We start from the raw sequence: 24,264 nt of genomic DNA on the forward strand, positions 1-24,264 counted from the left end.
CGTTCTCCTCAGCGGTAGCCGGCGGCTTCGTCGTAATTTTTGAAGTCGACCAGTGTGCCAAGCATCTGCAGGTAGGCGAGCAGGGCATCCATTTCGGTGACCTGTTGCGGGTTGCCGTCGAAGTCGCCGATCTTGGCTTTTGGGTAACGCGCCTCAAGGCCTGATGTGTCGGCATTGGGATCGGCCTGCGCCGCCAGATCCGCATTGGCGTGGACGATCATGTCATCGGTGTAAGGGACGGCTACAAGCCTGTTGGCGACCAGATGCGTTGAGAAATCCTTCACGTCGATCGGCGTGTCTTTCAGGAACCCATAGCTCGGCATGATCGATTCCGGCACCACCGAGCGCGGGTCGGTAAGATGCGCGACATGCCATGCATTCGAGTAGCGGTCGCCAACTCTGGCGAGATCCGGCCCGGTGCGCTTCGATCCCCACTGGAAGGGGTGATCGTACATGGACTCGGCAGCTAGGCTGTAGTGGCCATAGCGCTCAACTTCGTCGCGGAACGGCCTGATCATCTGGCTATGACAGAGGTAGCAGCCCTCGCGCATATAGATGTTGCGCCCGACAAGTTCGAGCGGCGAATAGGGGCGCATGCCTTCCACCTTCTCGATCGTATTGTCGAGATAGAAGAGAGGCGCGATCTCGACGATGCCGCCGACCGTCACCACGAGCAGCGAGCCAACGAGAAGAAGCGTGGCGTTCTTCTCGATGATTGCGTGTTTGTCCATCAAGCCCATTACCTGGCTCCTGATCGCGCAGGTCGGATGGCGACGGGGCTCGGCATCGGCTCCTCCTCGCGCTGGTGGCCGAGGATGGTCCTGGTGATGTTCCAGGCCATGATCAGCGCGCCGGAGAGGTACATGGCCCCACCGATGGCGCGCATGACATAGTAGGGGTGCATGGCGGCGACGGTCTCGGCGAAGGAGTAGACCAGGAAGCCCTGCTCGTCGTATTCGCGCCACATCAGGCCCTGCATGACGCCGGATACCCACATCACCGCGGCGTAGACAACGATACCAAGTGTCGCCAGCCAGAAATGCCAGGTGACCAGCCGCAACGAGTAGAGCCGTTGCCGGTTCCAGAGCTTCGGCACCATGTAGTAGATTGCGCCGAACGAGATCATGCCAACCCAGCCGAGCGCGCCCGAATGGACGTGGCCGATCGTCCAGTCGGTATAATGCGACAGCGAATTGACCGCCCGGATCGCCATGATGGGGCCTTCGAAGGTCGACATGCCATAGAAGGCGACGGCCATCACCATCATGCGTATGATCGGATCGGTGCGCAGCTTGTCCCAGGCGCCGGACAGCGTCATCAGGCCGTTGATCATGCCGCCCCAGGACGGCATCCACAGCATGATCGAGAACACCATGCCGAGCGTCTGCGCCCAATCGGGCAAGGCGGTGTAGTGCAGGTGATGCGGCCCGGCCCAGATGTAGAGAAAGATGATCGCCCAGAAATGGACGATCGACAGCCGGTACGAATAGACTGGCCGGTTCGCCTGCTTGGGCACGAAATAATACATCATGCCGAGGAAGCCGGCGGTGAGAAAGAAGCCGACCGCGTTGTGGCCGTACCACCATTGCGTCAAGGCGTCCTGGACCCCTGAAAAGGCGGAGTAGCTCTTGGAGCCCAGGAACGAGACTGGTATGGACAGGTTGTTGACCACATGCAGCATCGCGATGGTGACGATGAACGACAGGTAGAACCAGTTGGCCACGTAGATATGCGGTTCCTTGCGCTTCAGGATCGTGCCAAGGAACAGAATGAGGTAGGCGACCCAGACGATGGTCAGCCAGACATCCACATACCATTCGGGTTCGGCGTACTCGCGGCCCTCGGTGATGCCGAGCAGGTAGCCGGTCGCGGCCATGACGATGAACAGCTGGTAGCCCCAGAAGACGAACCAGGCCAGATCACGGCCGAAGAGGCGGGCGCGGCAGGTGCGCTGCACGACATACAGAGACGTGCAAAGCAGCGCGTTGCCGCCGAAGGCGAAGACGACACCGGATGTGTGCAACGGCCGCAAACGACCGAAATTGAACCAGGGCTGGATGTTGAGATCGGGGTAGGCGAGCTGCAGCGCGATCACCACGCCGACCAGCATGCCGACGACACCCCAGAACACGGTGGCGATCGCGCCGTAGCGGATCGGACCATCCATGTAAGCGGATGGGTCAATCGGAGCTGCTGGCTTGAACTCCGTGTTGCGCAACAGGATCGCAGTGAAACCAGCCACTGCGAAGAACAACACCCACATGTGTCGGCGGAAAGGTTCATCCACGCCGAAGCCGGCGGCCACCAGGGCCGCAAAAGCGAACACGCTTAGAAGGACGATCTCTGTGCCGAATTTCATTGCAGATCCCGATCTCGAATCTGGTGGATGCCAAATCCGCAGCGCACTAATCGCGCAGCCGCCGCCCCCTCGCCCTGATCTATGTCAGGCCGCAAGATTTTGTGTCGGCGGCGCAATCAGCAGGTGGCGAATGAACGAGGAACGCAGCGCGGGCTCACCCCCCTCATGGAAGGCGTTCCCTGGGTTGGGCGGGCGCAGACGCGATCGCTGAGGCGAAAGCTGAGGCCCTGCGCGCGTTGGATGCTATTGCCGATGCCCTGCCAAACGTTGTTCGGATCCCATTGGAAACGAACGCGATCGTTCCGCCGAGCCGTGGCAGATTAAGGACCATGCTTCGCCGGTATGTGCCGAAACACACCTGGCGATTGGTCACGTTCCTATCAAAGCCCGAAAGCTGTTTGTCTCGACCGTGACGCCGCTTCGTCGAAGGCGCGGCAACATCGCATTAAAAGGCAAACACGGCCCGCCCCGGAGTCATGCGACATGGCCTCGCCGCTTAGGGCCGCTCGCGTCCGCCGCCACAGCGCTTCTCCAGACGGCTTATGCTGTCCACCGTCACATGGCGTGCGTTCTCAATCCGAATCACCCCGTCAGCCCGCAATCGCGTCAGTTGGCGGCTCACGGTCTCGTTGGTGATTCCAAGGAAATCAGACATTTCGACACGCGTCAGCGGCAGATCGAAGGACGCCGACCCGGAAGCCGCATCGAGACTGGAATCGATATTCCGGGCCATCATGAGGAGAAAAGTCGCTACCTTTTCCGGAGCTGTCTTGCGCCCCAGCGTCACCATCCACTCGCGCGCCTCATCGAGTTCATTCAGCGTCTGTTTGAGCAGGCGATGCTCGAATTCCCGTGACGCCTTCATCATCCGTTCGACGGCCGCTCGCGGAAACGAACACAGCGTGACTGCTGTTGCCGCTTCCGCATTGATCGAGCTTTCCACCTTGAAAGGACGTCCCAGAAAATCCGGTGCAAACTGGAGACCGACGATCTGCTGGCGCCCATCCGACAGGCTCTTTGATAGCTTTACAACGCCTGAAAGCACGTTGGAGTAGCTGTCGACGTTCTGTGCCTCGCCGGTCAACTCCATTCCTGACTCGATCCGGCGACGCGAGCAAGTCTTGGCGAGCCCAACCAAATTGTCTGGATCGAGCGCACCGCAGACACCGCGACGCCGTGCCTCGCAAGGGAAGCAAAGAACAGGAATGCCGGAACTATGAATGTCTTGCCGAAAGGTCATGCGTTCGCCTTACCCGATCCTAACTGCCGGCAGGATACCCATCCAGGGTAGAGAAATCCTGCGGCGGTTTGTCCATGAGCGCGGCTGATCGAGATCAGGGTCTGCTTCAGCGATGCGTGCAGTGTTCCGGCGGGCAACACGGTGAACGCGAGATGCAATCGGAAATAGCTGTCAAACTCAGCGAGAACGTCCCACGCTACACCAGCTATCCGACGGCGCCGCATTTCCATTCGGGGATCGATGCTGCCATTTACCGTGGCTGGTTGGAGACGCTGGAAAGCGGCGACGAAATCTCGCTGTACCTGCACATTCCTTACTGCGACAAGCTCTGCTGGTTCTGCGCCTGCCACACCAAGCAGACGCACCAATATGAGCCGGTGGCCGCTTATCTGCGCTCGCTGAATGCCGAAATCGTCACGATTGCCGGTCTGCTGAGCGGCAAGGCACATGTCCGTGCAATCCACTTCGGTGGCGGTTCGCCAACTATTCTGAGGCCCGATGATATGGTTGCTCTTGGAGCGGCCTTGCGGGACAGCTTCGACTTTCTCCCGGATGCTACGGTCAGCATCGAAATCGAAACCAACGACATGGACAAGGCGCGCCTTGATGCACTTGCTCAAATCGGCGTAACCCGGGCGAGCCTCGGCGTGCAGGATTTCGATCCGCAAGTGCAAAAAGCAATTAATCGTGAGCAGAGTTTTTTGCAGACCAAGGCAGTCGTCGACGGGGTTCGTTCGCGGGGCGTCGAATCGGTCAATCTGGACCTGCTCTACGGGCTCCCGAATCAGACACGCGAGACGATCTGTTCCACGGTGGCGCAGGCACTGACCTTGGAGCCAGACCGGATGGCCCTGTTCGGCTACGCACATGTGCCCTGGTTCAAGAAGCATCAGACGATGATCGACGAGGCATGGCTGCCGAGTCCCACTGAGCGTTTCGCCCAATCTCAACTCGCGGCGCGGGCAATTGTCGCCAAGGGATATGAGGCAATAGGACTCGATCATTTCGCGAAGCCCGACGATGCGCTGGCCATAGCGGCCCGCGCAGGGGTTTTGCATCGCAATTTTCAGGGCTACACTGAGGATCGCTGCCCGACACTGATCGGACTTGGCCCTTCGTCCATCGGTCGTTTTCGCCAAGGCTACGTGCAAAACATGGCTTCGACTGCCGGGTACGGGCGCATGGTTGCGGATGGCGGGTTGGCTGCCGTCCGCGGCGTTGCCCTTTCCGACGACGATCGCGTCCGTGGCTGGATCATCGAGCGGCTGATGTGTGATTTTGCCTTCTCGGCAGTCGATCTGGTGGAGCGGTTCGGCAAAGCCGGCGAGCAGCTCCTTCATCGCTCGAGGTCCATCGCACTCCACGATCCTGCCCGAGCGCTTGAATTCGATGGTGACAGTTTCCTCGTACGGACTGAAAGTCGCCCCTTCATTCGAACCATCGCGGCCAAGTTCGATACATATTTCAAAGGGGGAACGGCGAGGCACTCGGTGGCGGTCTGAGCAAAGCACAGTGCGCTCGCCGTTTGGTCGATCGGCGAACCAGCTGCGTTCGTTTTGACCGCTCATAGGCGACTACCGCATCAAATCGAAAATGCAAACTTAGGCTGTTGCGCGGTATCTCCTTCCACATCCTCTCTTGCGCATACCTACATTCCAAGGGGTTTGATCCTATGCTTCGCGAGGAGCAGGTAGGTCGCGACAGCTAGGCAATGTTCCAGCTGCCCTAGCGGAGGAGTCACGATTTTCCGGCAAGCTCCGTCGGCAGACGTTCTTTTCTGGCCCTGGCAAAGGCTCGGTCGCCTTCCAGAAACGCCGCCAGCATGAAAGGGATGAGTTCTGCCACGGTTTCAGACTGACCATAGGTCTGACGGTAAAGTGCAGCATACTCCTTGAGTGTTTGGCTCAGCTCCGCGCTGACGGTAATGGTGATCTTCGAAGCTGTTCGGTCCGGAAGTTTTCCAAGTTTCAGGTCAGCCATGATAACTCCTGCTCAACTGGCGTATGGCCGCAGCACGATGTCCTTGTGCACGATGACGCGCAGTGGCCAACCTGGGCGGACGACGATGGTGGGCTGGATATTGAGGTTTTTTTCGGTGATGCGCTGGCCGGCTCGACTGGCGTTCTGCTGGGCTGATTCCCGGATCGCCTTGACCAGATCGCTCTCGTTTTCGCCGAGGCTGAATTCTGTGCCGACACCGAGCAATGTGGCAAGCGCCACTCCCTTGATCATCTGCCAAGTGTGGAAATCGACTTTGTCTTCCAGCCCTGCGTAGCCGGCGGTGTCGCTCGCGGGCAGATTGTCGATTTCGGCCGACGAGCCGTCGGGCAGCAGAATGCGCTGCCAGACCAGCAGCGCTCGCTTTTGCCCGAACGCGACGACGCTGTCGTAGACGCCGATAAGACGTGAGCCCTGCGGAATCAGCAATATGTTGCCCGTGACCGTGTCGTGCACATTTTCGGTGACTTGCGCGACGACAAGGCCCGGCAAATCGGAATTGATGCCGGTGATCAGGCTGGCGGCAATCACGCTGCCAGCCATCAGTTGATATGGCGAGATCGGCGTCTGAAGCGCATGCGGATTGTAGATCCCGCCAGTGCTCCGCTGGCTGAGAAAATCAAGCTTTCGCTGCTGATTGTTCTGGTCGCCTTCCGCCGCCGCCACCGAGGCTGACGCGCGTCCTGCTTCGGATTGGGGAAGCGCCTCAAATGGATGCTGAGCAGTTTGCACGCTCTCTCCGACATCTGTCTGTTGAGCTCGATTTTCGACGCGGAAAAGCACCCGCGATTCACGCGCTTCGATCGCCTGCTGCGCTAGACGCTGCTCCTCGGCCGAGATGTCTTGGCCCGGCACGATGCCGAGCTGGCGCTGCCGCTCGAGGATGGGGCGGCCGAGGTCGCCCGGCAAAGGTAGCCCAAGGACGGGAGGCTTTGGCTTCATGCCGGAATAGTCATGGGGAAGCGTATCGAGTCCCTCGGCGGTTGGTTTGCGCTCAGTGTTGTAGAGATCTTCCGCCTGATCCCTGATGCGAAGGGCCGGCCCCTGGAGGGCGATCATGGTAACGCCGAAGACAGCGCCGGATCCGAGCGCTGCGATAGCGATGATCACACCGCGCCTGAACCGCACCACGCGGCGGGGAGAGGCCCGAAGCTGCAGTTCCTCGGGATCCAGTTTCGGCGGGATGCCAGAGCGGGAATTTTCGATCATGAGCCCTCACCTCGCCGGCTGCCGCGAAAGAGCGAGATCCGCCGTTGCGGTTGCCTGCCGTCAATCCTGCTGATGCGGATCACCTGCTGCCGCTTGGTGCCGAGGCGAAGTTCGGCCGCGGCGAAGAGCCGATCGACGATGTAATAGTTGCCGCGCACGCGATAGTTGACGAGCTCGCTGCTCCCATCTGCGCCGACGATGAAGAGTGGTGGCGCCTCGCCCTGATCTATGCGACGAGGGAACTCAATATAGACCTTGCTGCCGTCGTCGAAGGCTCGCGTCGGTCTCCAGGGCGGTGTGTCGCCACTGATTGAGTAGCGAAAGCGAAGGTTTTCGAGCGCGATGTTCGACGCGACCGGTGTAACTGCCTCGGCTTGAGCATTGCGCTGGCGAAGCGCGATGATCTGGTCTTGGCTGTAGGTCCAGGAGATTGCCGCCATTGCGGTCTTCTCGGTGCTTTGAAGCTGCAAATGATAGGTCCGCCGGTCCGTCGTAATGACGACATTGGTGGCAAGACCCGGCGCGAAGGGTTTTACCAGAACATGGGTGCGCTGATTGTCACCGGTGCCGCTTGCGGTATCGCCAATGACCCAGCGCACGGTGTCGCCAGCCGACACGGCGGTTAGTTTCTCGCCCGGCTGCAGAGCGATGTCGGTCACGCGCTCCGGCGCGGCATAGAGTTGATAAAGCGCGCCATCGGTGAAGGGGTAGACTTGCACTGCATTAACATACCCGTACTTGGTGGGTTGCTGGGTCGCGGCTTTGTTGGCATCAGCGACGCGTTCTTCAGGAGGGCGCTTGTCCTCGGCCTTGCCGGGCTCGGGCTGCATTTGGCCAGGCAGCGGCAGTGGTTTTGGCACCTCGACAATTCTAATCGGCCTCTCCGGCGCTTTTTCGATCGCGGCCGGTTTGAAGTCGGCAGCGTCATAGGAAATCTCAGGCGGCGGCACCTTCTTCGATGCACAAGCGGAAACGACCGCTGCCGACACCGATAGGATCAGCACGGCACGAATCGGTGACATTTTACCTTTCATTGGTGGACTCCGTCGGAGAAAGGGGGGCTGGGACGGCGCTGTCGAGCTCGCGTGACCAGTCAATGGCATTGATGAAGACGCCGAGCGGATTCTTGCGCAGCTGATCCGTATTGCTTGGCGAGCGGATCACGATCGTGAGGATCGCAGTCCAGCGCATCGTGCTGGCAAGGCTTCCGCGCTCAAACACCTGCTCGGTCCATTTGACCTGGAATGAACTTTCGGAGGCTCTGACCACGCTGGTGACCTGTACCGAAACACTGCGCGTTCCGATCTGACCGAAGGGGTCGTTCGCCTTGGCGTATTCGTTGAGGAAGAGCGCTGCGCGATCGCTAGCAAAGTCGTACGCTGCCAACCAGTTCTGCCGAACCAAAACCGGATCGGTGGAAACGGAACGGACATTCTGGATGAAGCGGCCGAGATGCCAGGCGATCTGAGCATCCGAGGGCTCATAATTCCGGACCGCCGGCGCGACGGCGCGCGTCTCGCCGAAGCCATCGACCTCGACGACATAAGGCACGACACGGCTTTGCATCGACTGCCATACGAGTCCGCCGGAAAGCCCGGTCGCCAAGGCCAGGCAGCCAAGGGCCATGATCCGCCAGTTCCTGGCCTGCAGTCGAGATGAGCCGATGCGCTCGTCCCACAGTTGGGCGGCTTTTTGATACGGCGTGACCGGTTCGGGTGTTTTGCCGTAACGGTGCACGGGTCGCTTGAAGAGCATCTAGTCATCCTTGTCGTTGAGAGAGGGGTTGGCGCTGCCTCCCGGCCGGTCTCCGTCTCGGACAGCTTGCATGGCAGCGTGGCGATTTGCCCGGGCGGTCTGTTCAGAACGTAGGCGCCTTGCCCACGTCGGCGCCGAAACAGTGGCCGAACCGGCAGAGCGTTCGGTCATTGACGCTGTCGGCGCGCCGCCGGTCGCGGTCCACGCGGCATCGCGCCCGGCATCGGCGTTGCGCCCAACACTTGCAGTGGCGGATCGCGCTATGCGTATAGCGGCGCCGCCAGCTGCACTGGTTACACCATGCATTCCAGCAGCCACACCGGAGAGGCCAGCGTCGGGCGAGGTTGCGCGCCCGATCTGCCATGACGTGGAAGCAGCCGATCCCATTGTTGTGCCGGCTCGGATGGCGGCGAGACCGCCGCTGGTTGCCATACGCGCGCCAGCAAATGCTGTGCCTCCAGCAACGAGTGATACACCCGCTGCCGCCGCGGTCGTGCCGAGGGCGGCGCCCGCCCCAAGCTGCGGTGCGCCTGAGACAAGACCCGACGCGATCCCCGGCCCAAAAATGCCAAGGCCAAGCAGTGCCAGTGCGCCCAGTACCTGGGACATGGCACCGGCAAGATCCGGCTCCTTGCCTTGCAATGCGGAAGCGAACTCCCCGAAGAGCGTGGAGCCGATACCGACAATGACGGCGAGCACCATCACCTTGATGCCTGACGAGATAACATGGCCGAGCACGCGTTCGGCCAGGAACGCTGAACGGTTCCAAAGTGCGAATGGAACCAAAACAAAACCTGCCAGCGTGGTGAGCTTGAACTCTAGGATGGTGATGAAAAGCTGGATGGAAAGGATGAAGAAGGCGATGATAACCAGGAACCAGGCCATCAGCAGCACGAAGATGGTCAGTGCGTTGCCGAAGATTTCCGGGAAGCCCAGGAGCTGACTGGCTTGGTCAAGCATTGGCCAAGCACCTTCGAAACCGGTCGCGGCAATGCGGCCCGGGCGCAAGAGATTGTCTGCCGACAGATTGCCGGCCGACGCCTTAATCCCGAGACCGGCAAAAGAACGATAAACGATATCGGCGAGGTTCTTGAAATTGTTCAGAATGAAGGCGAAGACGCCAACATAGAGCACCTTGCGGACAAGCCGGCCGAGAACGCTGGTTTCGTCGCCGAGCGCCCACGCCAGGCCGGCAAGTGTGATGTCAATGCCGATCAGAATGGTAGTGAGGAAGGCGAGGTCGCCCGATAGCAGACCGAACCCGCTGTCGATGTAGCGGATGAAGGTCTCCATGAAGCGATCGATGACGCCAAGGTCGTTCATGCCGCTGCCTTTCTCGTCGTGATGAACTCGTGATTAATTGCCGGGATAAGCCGAGCCGGTACCCAAGAACCGCTTCGTCATCTCGCGGGCGGCTTCGTCTGACTGGGCCTTGCGGGCGGCATCCTCGGCCTCAGCTCGAAACTGCGTTGCGAGCAGCGTCTGGATCTGCATCTGCTGTTTTGTCGAAAGCGCCATCAGCTGGTTGGTGGCCTGGCTTGCCTGAAGCGCACCGGCCGCCCCTTGGCTGCGGTTGACGAGATCGGCGAGCAGATCGCCGTCGGCGCGGACGTTCTCGACGATTTGCGACTGGACACCCATGGTCTGGCGGAACGCCTGCATGGCGGTTTGCCAACGCTCCCGCGCAGCACTCGCCACATCGCTGACTTTGATCGTGGCGTCGTAGCTTTCCGGATATTGGCTGCGCCACTGGTCTTGAAGCTTGCCCAGATCAAAGCTGAGGCCACTCGCCTGGTCCATCAAGCCGTCGATGCGATGGAGCGAACCGGTGAGTTGGCCAACGGAAGAGAAATCCAGACGCTGAAGATTGCGCGCCATGTTCTGCAGCATGGTCGCCTGATTCTGCAGCGACTGGATTTGGTTGTTGATCTGCTCCAATGCGCGCGCGGCCGTCAGCACGTTCTGCGCATAATTGGACGGATCGAACACGATAAGGGCGTACGCGGGCTGCACATAGTCGGCCATAGGCTTGGCGATCAGGGAAACGGTGATCAGGCCGGAGAGAAGGCGTCGCCGCATCATGAGAATTGCTCCTTGTCTGGTTGAGGGAATTGCTTGAGAAGTTCGCCGGCCCAATCGAGGCCGCGCGCGATCAGGAACTGCGAGGCAAAGCTGCCTTGCCCGTCTTCGGACATGATCCTGTCGATCAGAGTCTGCGTGGCCGGATCGGAAGCACCGCAAAGCGCAAGAGCGATGGGGCCAAGCTCGAGCTCGAACAGACGGTTGCCGCGGCGCGATTGCAGATAATACTGACGCTTCGGCGTGGCGCGGGCGATCAATTCGATCTGCCGCTCGCTTAAACCGAAGCGCTCGTAGGCTGTGCGCGCCTGGGGTTCCACGGCACGATCATTGGGAAGGAAAATGCGCTGCGGGCAGCTTTCGATGATTGCCGGCGCTATGCCAGAGCCCGCGATATCAGCCAGCGACTGCGTAGCGAAGACAACCGACACGTTCTTCTTTCGCAGCACCTTCAGCCATTCGCGGATGCGGGCGGCGAACAGCGGATTGTCGAGATAGACCCACGCCTCGTCGAGCATGATCAGCGTGGGCCGTCCGTCGAACCGTTCCTCAAGTCGCTGGAACAGATAGGTAAGCACCGGCAGCAAAGCGCCTTGGCTGTGCATTAACTCCTCGGTCTCGAAACACTGCACATCCGACAAGGCCAGCCCATCATGATCGGCATCGAGCAGGCGGCCGAAGGGACCGTCGAGCGTGTAGGGCATCAATGCGGTCTTCAGCGCATTGGATTGAAGCAGGACCGAAAGACCGGTCAGTGTGCGTTCCTGCGCCGGCGCGGTGGCAAGGCTGGCCAGCGCTGACCAAATAGCCTCCTTCACCTCCGGCGTGACGGTGACGTTCTCGTGGGCAACAAGGCTGGCGATCCATTCGGCCGCCCAGCTTCGGCTAGCCTGGTCGTTGATGCTGCGCAGTGGCTGAAAGGCAAGGGAACCGTCCGCTCCTAGCGCGTGGTGTTCTCCACCCATGGCAAGTGTTGCAGCACGGGCCGAATTGCCTTTGTCGAAGACATAAACCTGGGCGCCGGCATAGCGCCTGAACTGCAGAGCAATCAGAGCAAGCAGAACCGACTTGCCGGCGCCGGTCGGACCAACAACCAGCATGTGGCCGACATCTTCGACGTGGGTGGAAAGCCGAAACGGTGTCGACCCACTGGTCTCGGCAACGAAAAGCGGTGGCGCTTCGGTTTGGGTGACTTTCGCGAGATGCTCGTTTGTCGCAGGACCGGCCCAAACCGACGACAGCGGCATGAGATGGGCAAGGTTCAATGTATGAACGAGCGGTTGGCGAACGTTAGCGTAGACATGGCCAGGCAATGAGCCGAGCCAAGCCTCGACCGCATTGACGCCTTCTCGGATCGTGGTGAAGCCGAGCCCATTGATGATGCGCTCGACCGCGCGAAGCTTCTCTGCAGCGGCTTGGCGATCCTCGCCCCACACCGTCACGGTGGTGGTGAGATAGCCGAAACTCACATGATCACCGCCCAATGCCTGAAGGGCTTCGTCGGCATCGAGCGCCTTGTTGTCGGCATCGTTATCGACAAGCGGGACCGGCTCGTTGGTAATGACCTCGCGTAGGATTGCCACGATCGATTTGCGCTTGGCAAACCACTGCCGGCGCAATCGCGTCAGCGTCTTCGTGGCTTCCGTTTTCTCGAGCGGAATGAAGCGCGTCATCCAGCGATAGGCGAAATCCTGATGATTGAGGGTATCGAGGATTCCGGGCCGGGTGAGGTTCGGAAAGCCGAGGATGGTCAGTGTGCGAAGATGCTGCTCACCCAGCATCGGCTCCAGGCCACCGGTAAGCGGCGCATCGACCAGGATTGCATCCAGATATATCGGCGTTTCCGGGGCCATGATAGGATGGCGACGAGGCGAAATCGTGCCGTGGAGGTAGGTCAACGTCTGAGCATCATCGAGGACGCGTACTTCGGACATGAAACCCGAGAAGAGATCGAGCACGCGGTTGGTCTCGTCACGGAACCTCGCCAGATCCTGGCGCCAGTCTCTTTCTCCTCGGGAATAATGAGAGTCGACGAGCGCGCTTTCTGCGCGCGCCTGGGCGTCCGGCGGTGGCATAAACACCAAGGTCAGATGATAGCGGCTCTCGTAGTGCGCTACCTTCCCCTCGAAAGCAGCGCGGCGTTCTTCGTCGACCAGCCACGACGCGGCGTCAGGAAAATGCGAGTTCGGATAGCCCAGCGCTTCTGTGCGCTCGGCCTCAAAGAACAATGCCCAGCCAGAGCCAAGGCGTCTGAGAGCATTGTTCGCCCGGGCGCAAATGCCGACGAGTTCAGCCTCCGTCGCACTTTCGAGATCCGGGCCGCGGAACCGCAACGTCCGCTGAAAGCTGCCGTCCTTGTTGAGCACGATGCCGGGCGCCACCAAGGCAGCCCAGGGTAGATGGTCGGCAAGCCGGTCGGCTTTGCTTCGATATTCCGAAAGGTTCAGCATGCAAGCCACCCCTTCAGACGTAGGTGGCGCACAAGCACGCTGGCGAAGTCCGGATCGCGTCTTGCGGCAAACACCGCTAACGAGTGGCCTGCGATCCAAAGCACCAGACCAGCAATCCATTGCTGCAAGCCGAAGCCAATGGCCGCGGCCACTGTACCGTTGAGGATCGCCACCGCGCGCGGAGCCCCGCCGAGCAGGATCGGCTCGGTCAGCGCCCGGTGGACCGGTACTGCGAAGCCCTCGATATGCTGCTCCCCGGCGGCCATCAGACGAGCGCCCCACCACCGAAGGAGAAGAAGGAGAGGAAGAAGCTCGATGCCGCGAAGGCGATTGACAGACCGAAGACGATCTGAATCAGGCGCCGAAAACCACCGGCGGTGTCGCCGAAGGCAAGCGTCAGGCCGGTGGTGATAATGATGATCACCGCAACGATCTTGGCGACCGGTCCCTGCACGGACTCCAGGATCTGCTGCAGCGGCTGCTCCCACGGCATGCCGGAGCCGGCGGCATAAACCGGGGCCGTGTTAAGAAACGCGAGCGCTGTGGACGAAAGAAAGCGAAGCTTCTTGCGCATGAGGAAGGCCTTTCAAAGCTGCTGGAGTTGCGAAAGCGTGAGCGGGGCAACGGCGTAATCGCCGCTGCCGTCGAGACCGGTGACCTCGGCGATTGCGTCGATGTGGCGCGACGAGCCGCGTCCCGCTATGAAGACGATCAGATCTATCGCCTCAGCGATGAGCCGGCGGGGAACGGTGACCACCGCTTCCTGGGCGAGTTGCTCAATGCGATAGAGAGCCGAGCGCGCGGAATTGGCGTGTACGGTAGCGATGCCGCCTGGGTGCCCGGTGTTCCATGCCTTCAGCATGTCGAGCGCTTCCGCGCCCCTCACCTCGCCCACGATGATGCGGTCCGGCCTGAGCCTCAGCGTCGAGCGCACGAGATCGGCAAGGGTGACCGAGCCCCGCCTTGTTCTCAGGGCAACGCAGTCCCTGGCCGCGCACTGCAGTTCGCGTGTGTCCTCGATCAGGATCACCCGATCGTCGCATTCGGCGACTTCAGCCAGCAGAGCGTTGGCGAGTGTTGTCTTCCCCGAGGAAGTGCCGCCGGCGATCAGCATGTTGCGCCGCTCGCGGACGGCCTTTTTCAGCGCATCGGCCTGCAGCGGCAGCATGATGCGTTCGGCAACATAGTCGGCCAGGGTGTAGACTTTCGCGGCGGGCTTGCGGATGGCAAAACATGGCGCCAACACCACAGGTGGCAGCAGGCCTTCGAAGCGTTCGCCAGACGGCAATTCGGCACTGACGATCGGGTTGTCGGCGTGCGCCTCGGCGCGCACGTGCGAAGCAACCAGGCGGATGATACGTTCTGCCTCGGACGGGTGCATGTGAACGTCGGTATCGACCCGACCTTCGCCTAACCGGTCGAGTCGCAGCGCGCCGTCGGGATTGACCATCACCTCGATGACGGACGGATCGGCCAGGGCTTCGGTGATTGCCGGACCCATGGCGGTGCGCAGCATGACACGCCGCCGGTGGTCGGCCTCGGGATGAGAGCTCATCCTTCCCCTCCCCCACCATTGTCTTTGCTAAGCGACTTTTTGCCGGAAGCGATCTGGCGGCCGACCTTCTCAACGAATTTCTCGAAACGCTCTTGGGCAATAGCCTGCGTTGCCCGATCCGGGACCGGCGTGTGGGCGTGAAGGGTGATCGAAAAGCGGATGAAGAGCGCCAGGCTCTCCAGGATCACCTCGGAATCGCGCCTGACGTGGGCAAGATCGCGGGAGAGCCGGTCAAGCCTTACGCCGTAGCGCCGATCGAACTCGCTCTCGCCACGCCGCTCGATGAACGCCTCGATCGCCTTCGCCACGATCGCTGATTTGGTCGTTGACGGATCGCGACTGAGGTTGTCCAGTTTCTCGCTGAGCTCCGGCTCAAGCAGAAACTGATGGCGAATGCGGTGCGGCTTCATGCGGCTCGTTCCGACGGCCCGGCGTTGCGCCGGCGACGGGAGAAGCATCGGCCAGACGCTCAAAATTGCTTATGGCCGTTATCTACGCTGAGGTGCGCTCTGCAACTCAGCGGACTTCAGAAGCCGGGAATGACATCGTCGCCCCTGCCCTCGTTGATACCGTAGGCGCGGGCCGCAGTGGAAATCCGATCCATGACACGCTTGTCCGCGAGCGCTTCGCTGTCATCGTCTGCGGGCTTGTACAGATCGGCCTGATCGGGCTCTTGAGAGACAACAACGTCTTCTTCGGGCAGGCTTGGATGGCGTTGCTGCTGAACGCCTCCCTCGTCTTCAACTGGCGCGTCGGCGCTTTCCTCGTCCGCAGCAAGTCGGCTATCGACGCTGCACACTTGTCCAGTCCAGCCGTCCGGGCGTGATGCAGGGCAGTCCGCATAGGGTCCGTCGTGCAGCACCGGCGCAGGCAGCACCCGATCTGTGAAATTCTGATCCTGATAATAGCGCAGCTTCTTGGCGCGGATCGGCGGCAACCCAGAAACCAGGACCAATTCGTCTGACGGCGGCAATTGCATCACCTCGCCTGGCGTCAGGAGCGGGCGCGCGGTTTCCTGGCGGCTCACCATGACATGTGAAAGCCAGGGCGCAAGCCGATGGCCCGCATAGTTGCGCATCGACCTAAGTTCGGTTGCGGTGCCGAGGGCATCCGAGATGCGCTTGGCCGTGCGTTCGTCATTGGAGGAAAAGGCAATTCGCACGTGGCAATTGTCGAGAATAGCATTGTTCTCGCCATAGGCCTTTGAAACCTGGTTCAAAGATTGTGCGATCAGATAGGAGCGAATGCCATAACCTGCCATGAAGGCGAGCGCCGTTTCGAAGAAGTCGAGGCGACCGAGCGCCGGAAACTCGTCCAGCATCATGAGCAGCTGATGCTTACGGCTCTTCTTCGGGTCCCCTCCAGACGCTCCGTCAACCGCCTGCCGATCTGGTTCAAGATCAGTCGCACCAAAGGCTTGGTGCGCGAGATATCCGAAGGCGGCACGACCAGATAGAGCGACAGCGGTCGCTCTCCATCCACTAGGTCAGCGATGCGCCAGTCGCAGGACGAAGTGGCCGCCGCGACCGTTGGATCACGATAAAGCCCAAGAAAGGACATGGCGGTCGAGAGGACGCCTGAGCGCTCGTTTTCCGACTTGTTCAGGAGTTCGCGAGCCGCCGAGGCCACTACGGGATGGACCTGAGGGTTATGCCCCGTCCCGAGATGGTTTGTCGTCATCATCCGCCGTAGCGTTGCGGCAAACGAGCGTTGCGGGTCCGACAGGAAGGTGGCGACGCGGGCTAGCGTCTTGTCCTCTTCAGCGTAGAGCACGTGCAAAATGGCGCCAACTAGGAGTGAATGGCTGGTCTTCTCCCAGTGATTCCGTCGCTCCAGCGCGCCCTCGGGATCGACGAGGATGTCGGCGATGTTTTGAACGTCCCGGATCTCATCTGGGCCTTTGCGCACCTCCAGCAGCGGGTTGTAGCGTGCCGATCTCGGGTCGGTCGGATTGAACAGAAGGCAGTACGAGAATTTCGACCGCCAGCCGGAGGTCAACTGCCAATTTTCGCCTTTTATATCATGAATGATGGCAGACCCGGTCCAGGAAAGTAGCGTTGGAACAACCAGCCCCACGCCCTTGCCCGAACGCGTCGGCGCAAATGCCATGACGTGCTCCGGGCCGTCATGGCGCAGATAGCGATCGTTCAGCCTACCGAGGAAAACGCCCGCCGGCCGTAACAACCCTGCCGTCTCGACCTCATGAGTCGTGGCCCACCGTGAAGACCCATAGGTCGTAACCGACCCGCGCTGTCGCGCGCGCAAAAGCGAGCCTGCGATTGCGGCGGCACAGCCCAGGAATCCGCTGGCGCCTGCAAGCGTACCGGCTTTGTCGAAGACCTCCGGCGCATAAGCATCGAAGTGGAACCACCATTCAAACAGCTTCCACGGCTTGTAGATTGGCCAGCCGGCGAAGAGAAACCATGGTGCGCCGAGAGGCGTCTGGTAGGTCAGCATTTGAGCGCACCATTGGGTTGCCGTCCATACGCCGATAATGACAATTGCGCACACAACGGCGATCTGCCCGATCAGTAGCTTCGTAGGTGTCATCGGCTTGGCCCGCTGAACAACGCGACCTAGCATCGCGCGGTGCAGCCGGGACAGGAATGTTCCTCACATACGATTTGGGAGCAATGAACGACTTCCTACTATGCAGGTCGGTCAGCACGCGTGTTGCGCCTTCACGCGACACCATCCTCTCCATTCACCCTGAGGCCCGGCGCCGCCGACAGTTGCGTGACCGCTCCTCCGCAAAGTTATCTTCTGCGTTCAGGGAGCCAGGGCGCCTGGGCTGGCTGATGAACACCGTCCGCTCGCGCATGTGGGGTCGAATTGATTTGTGCCCAAGTGGAGGCAGGCTCATCATTCAACAGTTGCCGCAGTTCCCCTGGCTCGAACGCCATCATTGGTGGGGAGGCAGGCTCGTCTTCCAACAGTTGCCGCAGTTCCCCTGGCTCGAACGCCATCATCGGTGGGGAAGCGGGTTCATCCTCCAACAGCTGCCGCAGTTCCCCTGGCTCGAACGCCATCATCGGTGGGGAAGCGGGTTCATCCTCCAACAGCTGCCGCAGTTCCCCTGGCTCGAACGCCATCATTGGTGGGGAGGCAGGCTCGTCCTCCAACAGTTGCCGCAGTTCCCCTGACTCGAACGCCATCATTGGTGGGGAGGCAGGCTCGTCTTCCAACAGTTGCCGCAGTTCCCCTGACTCGAACGCCATCATTGGTGGGGAGTCAGGCTCGTCTTCCAACAGTTGCCGCAGTTCCCCTGGCTCGAATGCCATCATCGGTGGGGAGGCGGGTTCATCCTCCAGCAGCTGCCGCGGCTCTTCCTCGTGCGGCAAGCGCCTCCTTAGCCGGTCTTGCAGCGCCTGCCGATCGGCAACGAGGTTGTCGAGGGGCAGCGGCTCGTGGTCTGGCCGCTGCCCTTTCACCAATCGTTCAACCAGCGCCCACGTGCCCTCCAGGACAAATACGCCGCAATCATAATGGTTCGTCTGTCTGGCCATGGGGGCTGGCGCCAAGGTAGCATTCAGCAGTCCTGCGAGCTGTTTTGCAGGCACGTCGTTATATCCCTCTCGCTGGAGGGAGTCGTAGTGATAGGCGAACCGCCTTTCGGGGTCGCGGCGATCAACGAGCAGCAGCGACCAATGGGTGCCGGGGCTAGTAGCCGTGCCATTATTCACTGGCAAGAACAGGAAGTCGGCTGTGGCGTTGTTTTGATTATAGATGGACTGCAATATGCCTCGAGCGTCTTGCGGCGACGTGTGTCGCAGTAGATGGGATACGGAAGGATCCACCAGCCGAGTCCGGGCAGCGAGCGCCGGATTGATCCCCTGCAGTTGCCGCTCCAGCAAATTGTAATCTCTCTGGACATGGGCGTCGCTCAGCCATTCGGCGGCGCCGAGCACCCGCCCCGTTGCAACGTTGGACGGGGCTGTCGGATCGAGCGCCCCGATCTGAGCCCCAGAGGAACTGGTCGTCAGTGTGGTCACATCAACCAGTGGAAGGCCGCGGTAGGTGCCTGGCAGCTTAGCGGTTGCTGGCGAGGCGGGTTGGGGAGCTCTTGCCGGTGCCGCTGGCCCAGCTTCAGCAGCGGCCCCAACGCGCCTGGTGACTGCGTCTGCCGGATGAGCAGCAAGGACAGTTTCGCGCCCGAGCACAATGCGCGGCAGGATATCCCGGAGGTGAGCCAATGCAGAACCGATACTTAGTCTATTACCATAGGAGACAGCCTTGAAGCTCTCAACATCTTTATCCAGCGATTTGTCGTGAATCCGAGCGGCAATCCCAGGCTTGTTATTTTGACGCAGATACTGGCTAAAATGTCTAAGAAAATTTGTATAGCCGCCCACGGTATCTGGATTCCGTCCGGTCGCAGGCGCTGCCAGGTACTCCTTGGTCGAAGCGGCTCTGTAATCTCTAATGAGCTCGGCATCGTCAGGATAGGGGATCACGAGAGGGCGACCCATAATCGGGGCTCCGCTTGTCGACTTCTTGAGGTAACGCAGTGCGCCAGCCACGGTGGAGGAACCACCCGTACTCTCGTACTCCTTGAGATCCTGATCCAGCGACGAATGGTAAAGCCGAGCAGCAAACCCTGGCTTGTTGTTTTGAAGGAGCCACCGACTAAAGCCGAAAAGAGAATTTACATTGAAAGTGACCGTGTTCGCGCTGGCCTTACCCGCGTGGAATGCTGCCCTCAGCCCTTCGATAGCGGTCGCATCGTTGGAATAGACAGGACGCTTGTCGGAACCGTTGGGGACTACAATTGGACGATCCGGCTGCACTGTCGAGGACATCGAACCACCACCTCCGGGATGCGGTGCTGGGGTGGATTCGTGTTCATCCCTCTGCCTGACGAGCTGCGCCTCAGATTCCGGTGTAGCCACCTTATGAGGATCCTGCATCGGTTCGATCCCCTCCATCTCCTGCTGCAACCAAGCCAAAGCTTGGCGAGCGGCGGCTTCATCAACCGCGGAGGATGTCTCCACACCTCTGGCGGACGCCGGCAGAGCCTGCTCCGCCCGCCGTCGAAAGAGCTCTGGCGAGGCGGATTTCTCCGCCCACAATCTGGGCTGCGTAGCGAGTCCCCGTCCAGATTTATGTGGCACCGCCTCGCTTGGCAGCGGGCTGCTCCTGTCCCGTGCAGCTACCAGCCCCTCCGGGGCGCCCTGGTCGCCGTGGCGCCAGTTCAAGTGAGGGACGGCCTCTCCAAAGTCGGGTGCTTGGTGTTGGTGCGCGGTTGGGGCGAGAGACAATGGTAGATCGGTGCCCTCCTTATAACCTACCGGCAGGAGCTCCTCTGGCCAATCGAATCCCTGCTGTGGTGCGGTATGCTGAGCAGCGTCGCCACGGGGACGAGCCTCCATGCTGACCGCGTTTTCCAGATGACTCCCGAGTATAACGCGCGGCGGGTGCTTGCGGATATAAACCAGTGCAGATTCGATCGGAGCTCCACGAGTAGAGGAGGCGGCCTTGTAGCTCTCAACATCTTTATCCAGCGATTCATCGTAAATCCGGCCCGCAATCCCGAGCTTGTCATTTTGACGTAGGTAATGACTGAAATGGTTAAGAGCAGTTGCGTAGCCGCTCGCGGATCTGAAATGTCTAGTGAGCGCGGCGTCGTCAGGATGGGGGTTCAGGACAGCGCGACCCACAATCGGGGCGGCTCCGCCTATCGGCTTCATCAGTTGACGCAGTGCGCCAGCCACTGTGGAGGAACCACCCCTACTCTCGTACTCCTCGAGATCCTGGCTCAGCGACGGATGGTAAAGCCGAGCAGCAAACCCTGGCTTTTTGTTTTGAAAGAGCCAACGACTAAAGCCGAAAAGAGAATTTGCGCTGCGAGTGACCGTGTCCGGCCTGGCTTTACCCGCAAGGAGTGCAGACTTCAGCCCTTCGATGGCGGTGGCATCGTTGGAATAAACAGGACGCTTGTCGGCACCGTCGGGGGCCACAATTGGACGATCCGGCTGCACTGTCGAGGGCATCGACCCATCGAGATGCGGCGCTGGGGTGTATTCGTGCTCATCCCCCTGCATCGCGAGCTGCGCCTCCCGTTCCGATGTACCCACCTGATGGGCAGGGAGTTGCATCATCGCGCGAGCGCCTGAGTCACCAACCTGACCTGGTTGCCGCTCAGTGACAGCATGCTGCAGATTGCTTTGGATCCTCTGCCTCTTCGTTGGTCTCAACTCACCTTTGCCATGCGAGCCATTGACGAGGACATCCTCGCCTGGTGCACTCATCAACTCATCCGCCGCCTGCAATTCGCCCAAGTGCTGCTCAAAACCGGCTTGGCCGGCTTGTCCGCTTGCTCGTGCGGTACGGCGTGCTGCACCTGCAGCCAAGCTGCTACGATGAATGTCCAGTTTGTACGGGTGCACGCTAGCCTCACTTCCACAGATCACATGAGCAACCTACTCAGGCAAGCTTTCGAAAGGCTGACGAGGTCCGCCGCCGCGGAAGGCGAAGGCTGGTTTTCTGCTCAGCGGTTGACGGCCTAGCGTGTTGCGGCCGCGCCGGGTATCACGCCAATCAATCTGAATAGTCGATGCGTCAAACGAACCAGGATAGGATTTTCGTAGCGGGGCTGCTCTACTCACTCTTGTCCTGAGGTAGAATTCAACCATATCGCCGAGCAACTGGATGCCGATTGGATACCCGATCCGGAAAGCTTCAGCTCATATGTGACGCGAGGATGAGAATCGTGGCAGCTCCAGACCGACGGGCTGCCACCCACAGCGGCGATGACCGACGAGGGTCTTCTATTGCCAAGGTAATCGTCCGTTCGGGGACCTATGTGTTCCTATGCTCGTCGAGCGGATCGGGTGGGCCGCACCGCCGTAGCGTTACGGCGAGCGGAAGCGGCGTTGGGTGCGGCTTTTCCCCTGAACGCTTCACACCAGGCTGATAGGGGATCTTGCAATCGCACACACGCGGTCTGCAGGCGTGCCTATCAAGCAGTTTGCTCAGACCAACGTCGCGGCGAGCCTATCCTCAATACGCAGCGCAAGTCCTAGACTCCACGATCGTCCTTCGGTGCAGATTTGCTCGCGCCTCGCCCTGATTACAGCCGATAAGGCGAGCTAACAATTGCAAGAGCCACAAGCTACTCCAGCTCGATCGGTTTGCTGTTCCAGTCGGGCGGGGTCTGACCGAGAATGTTGCGAACGAAGAAGTCTAGGAGTTTGCGCTCGGTGTAGGTGCCTAGAGTATGGTGATTGGCACCAGGAACGTAGACAATGTCAAAATCTTTTCCTGCCTTGATGAGTCGATCGGCAAGCTGGAACGAGCAAAACGGATCGACATTATCATCCATTTCGCCGACCGCGATCATCAGCTTGCCCTGCAGCCTGTGAGCATTGTCAACGGCGGAGGATTGCGAATATTCAATGCCGACCGGCCACCCCATCCACAGTTCATTCCACCAGGTCTTGTCTATCCTGTTGTCGAAGCAGCCGTTTTTGGCGACGGCGACCTTGTAGAAATCGGGGTGAAAGAGCAGCGCGCTGACTGCACTCTGGCCGCCGGCGGATGCGCCAAAAATGCCGACGTTGGATATGTCGTACCATGGATATTGCGCGGCCGCCGCCTTGTGCCACAGAATGCGATCGGGAAATCCTGCGTCCTTCAGATTCTTCCAAGCAACATCATGGAAGGCGCGGGAGCGGTTGTTGGTGCCCATGCCGTCGATCTGAGCAACGACGAAGCCCAGCTGCGTGAGCGGCTCTGTCCACCGCGAGAAGGATTTTGGGACGAAGGAGCCGTGGGGTCCAGCATAGATATTCTCCACAACCGGGTATTTCTTCGTCGGGTCGAAGTTGGCTGGCAGGTGGAGCACACCCCAGATGTCAGTTTTGCCGTCGCGCCCCTTGGAATGGAAACTGAGCGGCGGCTGCCAGCCTGCGGCGACGAGCTCGGAAATGTCGGCCGTCTCGATCTGCTGGAGCTTGGCATTGTCGCTGGCGCGGTAGAGTGCCATGCGCGGGGGCAGATCGATGCGTGACCAGAGATCGACATAATAGCGCCTGTCAGGCGAGAACTCGATATGGTGGTTGGCCGGTTCGGGCGTCAGTGCAGTCAGTCCCTTGCCGTCAAAGCCGATGCGGTAAGCATGGACCCAATAGGGGTCCTCCTGCGAGTTCATCCCGCTCGCCTCGAACCAGATCTGACGCTTCACCGGATCGACATGGTTGACCCTCCGGACGACCCACTCACCTCGGGTGATCTGGTTTTCGAGCGCGCCTGTCCGGCCGTTGAAAAGATACAAATGCTCATACCCGTCGCGCTCTGATGCCCAGATGATCTCCTTCCCGTCATCGACATCGTAACGGAAGATTTTTCCGGCATCCTCCTGGCCATGCCCCAGCGGCAAATAATCCACGAATGTCTCGCTGGTCTCATCGATCAGGGAGCGCCCGCGGCCCGAGGCGGCGTCTACCTCGACCAAGCGATAGAGCTGATGCCCGCGCTGGTTATATTCGAAAGTGAAGCCGCGGCTGTCCGCCCACCACCGGAGAGGGGAAAGTTCGAAGACGTTCGAGAAGAGGGCACCGTCAATCACGATCTGGCGCCGGCCGGCAATGTCGAACAGGACTGGTTGGGGCAGCGGAAGGACATCGCCCGGCCTGGGATAGAATATTGTTGAATATTCCCGCTCCAACTGGTCCGTCGATGAATTGAGGTAGCGGACCTCTCGCCTATAGCCGGGGCGAACAAGGTAAGCGGCGAGGTGGCGCGAGTCCGGCGACCAGCTCAGCGTCGAAAAGACGTAGCAATTGCCTTCGGCTCCGTCCCGGCTCAGAGGAACATCCTGCAATCCGTCCTCGCTGCGCAGGAAAACGTTGCAGTTCTTGATATAGGCGATCCATTTGCCGTCGGGCGACGCGTTGCTCTTGTCGGGGTTGTTCTCCGCTGGCGGCGTGTAGCGGTGGCTGAGCTCCCTACGGTCCCCTTTCCTTGCATCGAATGTGGTGCTGGTACAGTCATAGCTTGCAAGGTCGCAGCTCCACCGGGTGTCTTCAATCTGGAAGTCGAGCCTGCGACCATCCTCACTCAGTTCGAAACGGTCGAACGGAAGATTGCCGGCTTGATAGCTCTCATGGCTCACCTTGTTTAGCGCTGCCGCCAGACGCGCCTGATCGAAAGCGGGCCGCTTGAAACCCGTGGCAGCATCGACCTGCATGAACTGCTGCTCGCCGTGGCTAGTCCGGCGGTAGACGAAGGCTTCACCCCCGGTCAGCCAGAAAGGCATTTTGGGGACATTGACAGTGAGCCCGCCATATCGATCGTTGATCGTAAGTGCGCGCTTGAAATCGGCCGGCGCTAGCGTCGGGTGTAAACTTTTCGAACCCTTGGCCAGCGTCTGAGTTGCCGATCGCCATGCCGCGCGCGTCAAAGCGCCGATCCTGGACATACCTGTTCACTTCTTTCGGTTTTCGGAATGCTAATTTTGAAGTTGGGTTCTCGTCGCCGGTCTGCAGCAGCGCCGAGCGTCGCCTTGGAGGAGAGCCAGCACGCGGGTGCAGCCAGGCACGCGCAACAGGGGCGCTCCTTGGACATCCAGGCACTGGTTCGGGTGCCGATTGAAGAGTTGGCGTCCGTCGCCGAAACAACC

At 60.3% G+C, this 24,264-nt stretch carries 17 protein-coding genes and 1 pseudogene; 1 reads left to right on the forward strand and 17 read right to left on the reverse strand.

All coding sequences use genetic code 11. From position 1 onward, the window contains the following. Positions 1 to 8: 8 nt before the first annotated feature. The 3 genes from ccoO to EJ068_RS11845 all read right to left on the reverse strand — a co-directional run bounded on the left by ccoO (position 9) and on the right by EJ068_RS11845 (position 3,599). Positions 9 to 740, reverse strand: a complete 732-nt coding sequence (gene ccoO, locus EJ068_RS11835; RefSeq protein ID WP_126057789.1) for a cytochrome-c oxidase, cbb3-type subunit II — start codon at positions 738 to 740, stop codon at positions 9 to 11. Further along, on the reverse strand, positions 740 to 2,359 hold the full coding sequence (ccoN, locus tag EJ068_RS11840) for a cytochrome-c oxidase, cbb3-type subunit I (RefSeq protein ID WP_126057788.1): 1,620 nt from the start codon (positions 2,357 to 2,359) through the stop codon (positions 740 to 742). Before ccoN ends, ccoO begins: the two co-directional genes overlap by 1 nt. Positions 2,360 to 2,855: 496 nt before the next feature. Next, the gene (locus EJ068_RS11845; protein WP_126057787.1) at positions 2,856 to 3,599 is read right to left on the reverse strand and encodes a Crp/Fnr family transcriptional regulator; all 744 of its coding nucleotides are present in this window, start codon (positions 3,597 to 3,599) and stop codon (positions 2,856 to 2,858) included. A 152-nt stretch (positions 3,600 to 3,751) separates the two neighbouring features. Between EJ068_RS11845 and hemN the strand changes: the two genes are divergently transcribed. Next, positions 3,752 to 5,101, forward strand: a complete 1,350-nt coding sequence (gene hemN / locus EJ068_RS11850; protein ID WP_126059321.1) for an oxygen-independent coproporphyrinogen III oxidase — start codon at positions 3,752 to 3,754, stop codon at positions 5,099 to 5,101. A gap of 235 nt (positions 5,102 to 5,336) precedes the next feature. On the opposite strand, the gene EJ068_RS11855 is transcribed toward hemN, so the two are convergent. The 14 genes and pseudogenes from EJ068_RS11855 to EJ068_RS11920 form a co-directional block, all read right to left on the reverse strand. Beyond that, positions 5,337 to 5,579 (reverse strand): DUF2274 domain-containing protein, encoded by a 243-nt coding sequence (locus EJ068_RS11855; RefSeq protein ID WP_126057786.1) that lies wholly within the window; start codon positions 5,577 to 5,579, stop codon positions 5,337 to 5,339. A gap of 12 nt (positions 5,580 to 5,591) precedes the next feature. Then, the gene (locus tag EJ068_RS11860) at positions 5,592 to 6,806 is read right to left on the reverse strand and encodes a TrbI/VirB10 family protein (protein ID WP_126057785.1); all 1,215 of its coding nucleotides are present in this window, start codon (positions 6,804 to 6,806) and stop codon (positions 5,592 to 5,594) included. Next, a complete protein-coding gene (gene trbG, locus EJ068_RS11865; protein WP_127232321.1) occupies positions 6,803 to 7,828 on the reverse strand; it encodes a P-type conjugative transfer protein TrbG in 1,026 nt (341 codons plus the stop codon). Before trbG ends, EJ068_RS11860 begins: the two co-directional genes overlap by 4 nt. A gap of 1 nt (position 7,829) precedes the next feature. Beyond that, a complete protein-coding gene (trbF, locus tag EJ068_RS11870) occupies positions 7,830 to 8,561 on the reverse strand; it encodes a conjugal transfer protein TrbF (RefSeq protein WP_126063930.1) in 732 nt (243 codons plus the stop codon). Beyond that, positions 8,562 to 9,884: a P-type conjugative transfer protein TrbL gene (gene trbL / locus EJ068_RS11875; RefSeq protein WP_126057783.1), complete on the reverse strand. Its 1,323-nt coding sequence runs from the start codon at positions 9,882 to 9,884 to the stop codon at positions 8,562 to 8,564. 33 nt (positions 9,885 to 9,917) lie between these two features. Next, positions 9,918 to 10,643: a P-type conjugative transfer protein TrbJ gene (trbJ, locus tag EJ068_RS11880; RefSeq protein ID WP_024502854.1), complete on the reverse strand. Its 726-nt coding sequence runs from the start codon at positions 10,641 to 10,643 to the stop codon at positions 9,918 to 9,920. Next, the gene (gene trbE / locus EJ068_RS11885; RefSeq protein WP_126057782.1) at positions 10,640 to 13,090 is read right to left on the reverse strand and encodes a conjugal transfer protein TrbE; all 2,451 of its coding nucleotides are present in this window, start codon (positions 13,088 to 13,090) and stop codon (positions 10,640 to 10,642) included. Before trbE ends, trbJ begins: the two co-directional genes overlap by 4 nt. Beyond that, on the reverse strand, positions 13,084 to 13,356 hold the full coding sequence (locus tag EJ068_RS11890) for a VirB3 family type IV secretion system protein (protein WP_024502852.1): 273 nt from the start codon (positions 13,354 to 13,356) through the stop codon (positions 13,084 to 13,086). Before EJ068_RS11890 ends, trbE begins: the two co-directional genes overlap by 7 nt. Beyond that, entirely contained in the window at positions 13,356 to 13,664 is a 309-nt protein-coding gene (locus EJ068_RS11895; protein WP_126057781.1) for a TrbC/VirB2 family protein, read from the reverse strand. The genes EJ068_RS11890 and EJ068_RS11895 overlap by 1 nt, the downstream gene beginning before the upstream one ends. Before the next feature lie 12 nt (positions 13,665 to 13,676). Then, on the reverse strand, positions 13,677 to 14,645 hold the full coding sequence (trbB, locus tag EJ068_RS11900; protein WP_024502850.1) for a P-type conjugative transfer ATPase TrbB: 969 nt from the start codon (positions 14,643 to 14,645) through the stop codon (positions 13,677 to 13,679). Then, positions 14,642 to 15,055: a CopG family transcriptional regulator gene (locus EJ068_RS11905; protein ID WP_095488561.1), complete on the reverse strand. Its 414-nt coding sequence runs from the start codon at positions 15,053 to 15,055 to the stop codon at positions 14,642 to 14,644. Before EJ068_RS11905 ends, trbB begins: the two co-directional genes overlap by 4 nt. 116 nt (positions 15,056 to 15,171) lie before the next feature. Next, positions 15,172 to 17,195: pseudogene (locus EJ068_RS11910) on the reverse strand (conjugal transfer protein TraG). Between the two features lie 206 nt (positions 17,196 to 17,401). Next, the gene (locus EJ068_RS11915; RefSeq protein ID WP_245454737.1) at positions 17,402 to 20,923 is read right to left on the reverse strand and encodes a Ulp1 family isopeptidase; all 3,522 of its coding nucleotides are present in this window, start codon (positions 20,921 to 20,923) and stop codon (positions 17,402 to 17,404) included. Between the two features lie 833 nt (positions 20,924 to 21,756). After that, the gene (locus tag EJ068_RS11920; RefSeq protein ID WP_126080685.1) at positions 21,757 to 24,063 is read right to left on the reverse strand and encodes a S9 family peptidase; all 2,307 of its coding nucleotides are present in this window, start codon (positions 24,061 to 24,063) and stop codon (positions 21,757 to 21,759) included. Between the last annotated feature and the right edge of the window lie 201 nt (positions 24,064 to 24,264).

Origin of the sequence: Mesorhizobium sp. M2A.F.Ca.ET.043.02.1.1 (assembly GCF_003952405.1) — a bacterium.
In the GTDB taxonomy this organism is placed as follows: domain Bacteria; phylum Pseudomonadota; class Alphaproteobacteria; order Rhizobiales; family Rhizobiaceae; genus Mesorhizobium.

Excerpts from the sequence above, each read along its gene's own strand:
- EJ068_RS11860 (WP_126057785.1), bottom strand. The coding sequence starts at position 6,806 with ATGATCGAAAATTCCCGCTCTGGCATCCCGCCGAAACTGGATCCCGAG.
- hemN (WP_126059321.1), top strand. The coding sequence starts at position 3,752 with ATGCAATCGGAAATAGCTGTCAAACTCAGCGAGAACGTCCCACGCTAC.
- ccoN (WP_126057788.1), bottom strand. The coding sequence starts at position 2,359 with ATGAAATTCGGCACAGAGATCGTCCTTCTAAGCGTGTTCGCTTTTGCG.
- EJ068_RS11855 (WP_126057786.1), bottom strand. The coding sequence starts at position 5,579 with ATGGCTGACCTGAAACTTGGAAAACTTCCGGACCGAACAGCTTCGAAG.
- trbL (WP_126057783.1), bottom strand. The coding sequence starts at position 9,884 with ATGAACGACCTTGGCGTCATCGATCGCTTCATGGAGACCTTCATCCGC.
- EJ068_RS11905 (WP_095488561.1), bottom strand. The coding sequence starts at position 15,055 with ATGAAGCCGCACCGCATTCGCCATCAGTTTCTGCTTGAGCCGGAGCTC.
- EJ068_RS11890 (WP_024502852.1), bottom strand. The coding sequence starts at position 13,356 with ATGGCCGCCGGGGAGCAGCATATCGAGGGCTTCGCAGTACCGGTCCAC.
- trbF (WP_126063930.1), bottom strand. The coding sequence starts at position 8,561 with ATGCTCTTCAAGCGACCCGTGCACCGTTACGGCAAAACACCCGAACCG.
- trbE (WP_126057782.1), bottom strand. The coding sequence starts at position 13,090 with ATGCTGAACCTTTCGGAATATCGAAGCAAAGCCGACCGGCTTGCCGAC.
- EJ068_RS11845 (WP_126057787.1), bottom strand. The coding sequence starts at position 3,599 with ATGACCTTTCGGCAAGACATTCATAGTTCCGGCATTCCTGTTCTTTGC.
- trbJ (WP_024502854.1), bottom strand. The coding sequence starts at position 10,643 with ATGATGCGGCGACGCCTTCTCTCCGGCCTGATCACCGTTTCCCTGATC.
- EJ068_RS11895 (WP_126057781.1), bottom strand. The coding sequence starts at position 13,664 with ATGCGCAAGAAGCTTCGCTTTCTTTCGTCCACAGCGCTCGCGTTTCTT.
- trbG (WP_127232321.1), bottom strand. The coding sequence starts at position 7,828 with ATGTCACCGATTCGTGCCGTGCTGATCCTATCGGTGTCGGCAGCGGTC.
- EJ068_RS11920 (WP_126080685.1), bottom strand. The coding sequence starts at position 24,063 with ATGTCCAGGATCGGCGCTTTGACGCGCGCGGCATGGCGATCGGCAACT.
- trbB (WP_024502850.1), bottom strand. The coding sequence starts at position 14,645 with ATGAGCTCTCATCCCGAGGCCGACCACCGGCGGCGTGTCATGCTGCGC.
- ccoO (WP_126057789.1), bottom strand. The coding sequence starts at position 740 with ATGGGCTTGATGGACAAACACGCAATCATCGAGAAGAACGCCACGCTT.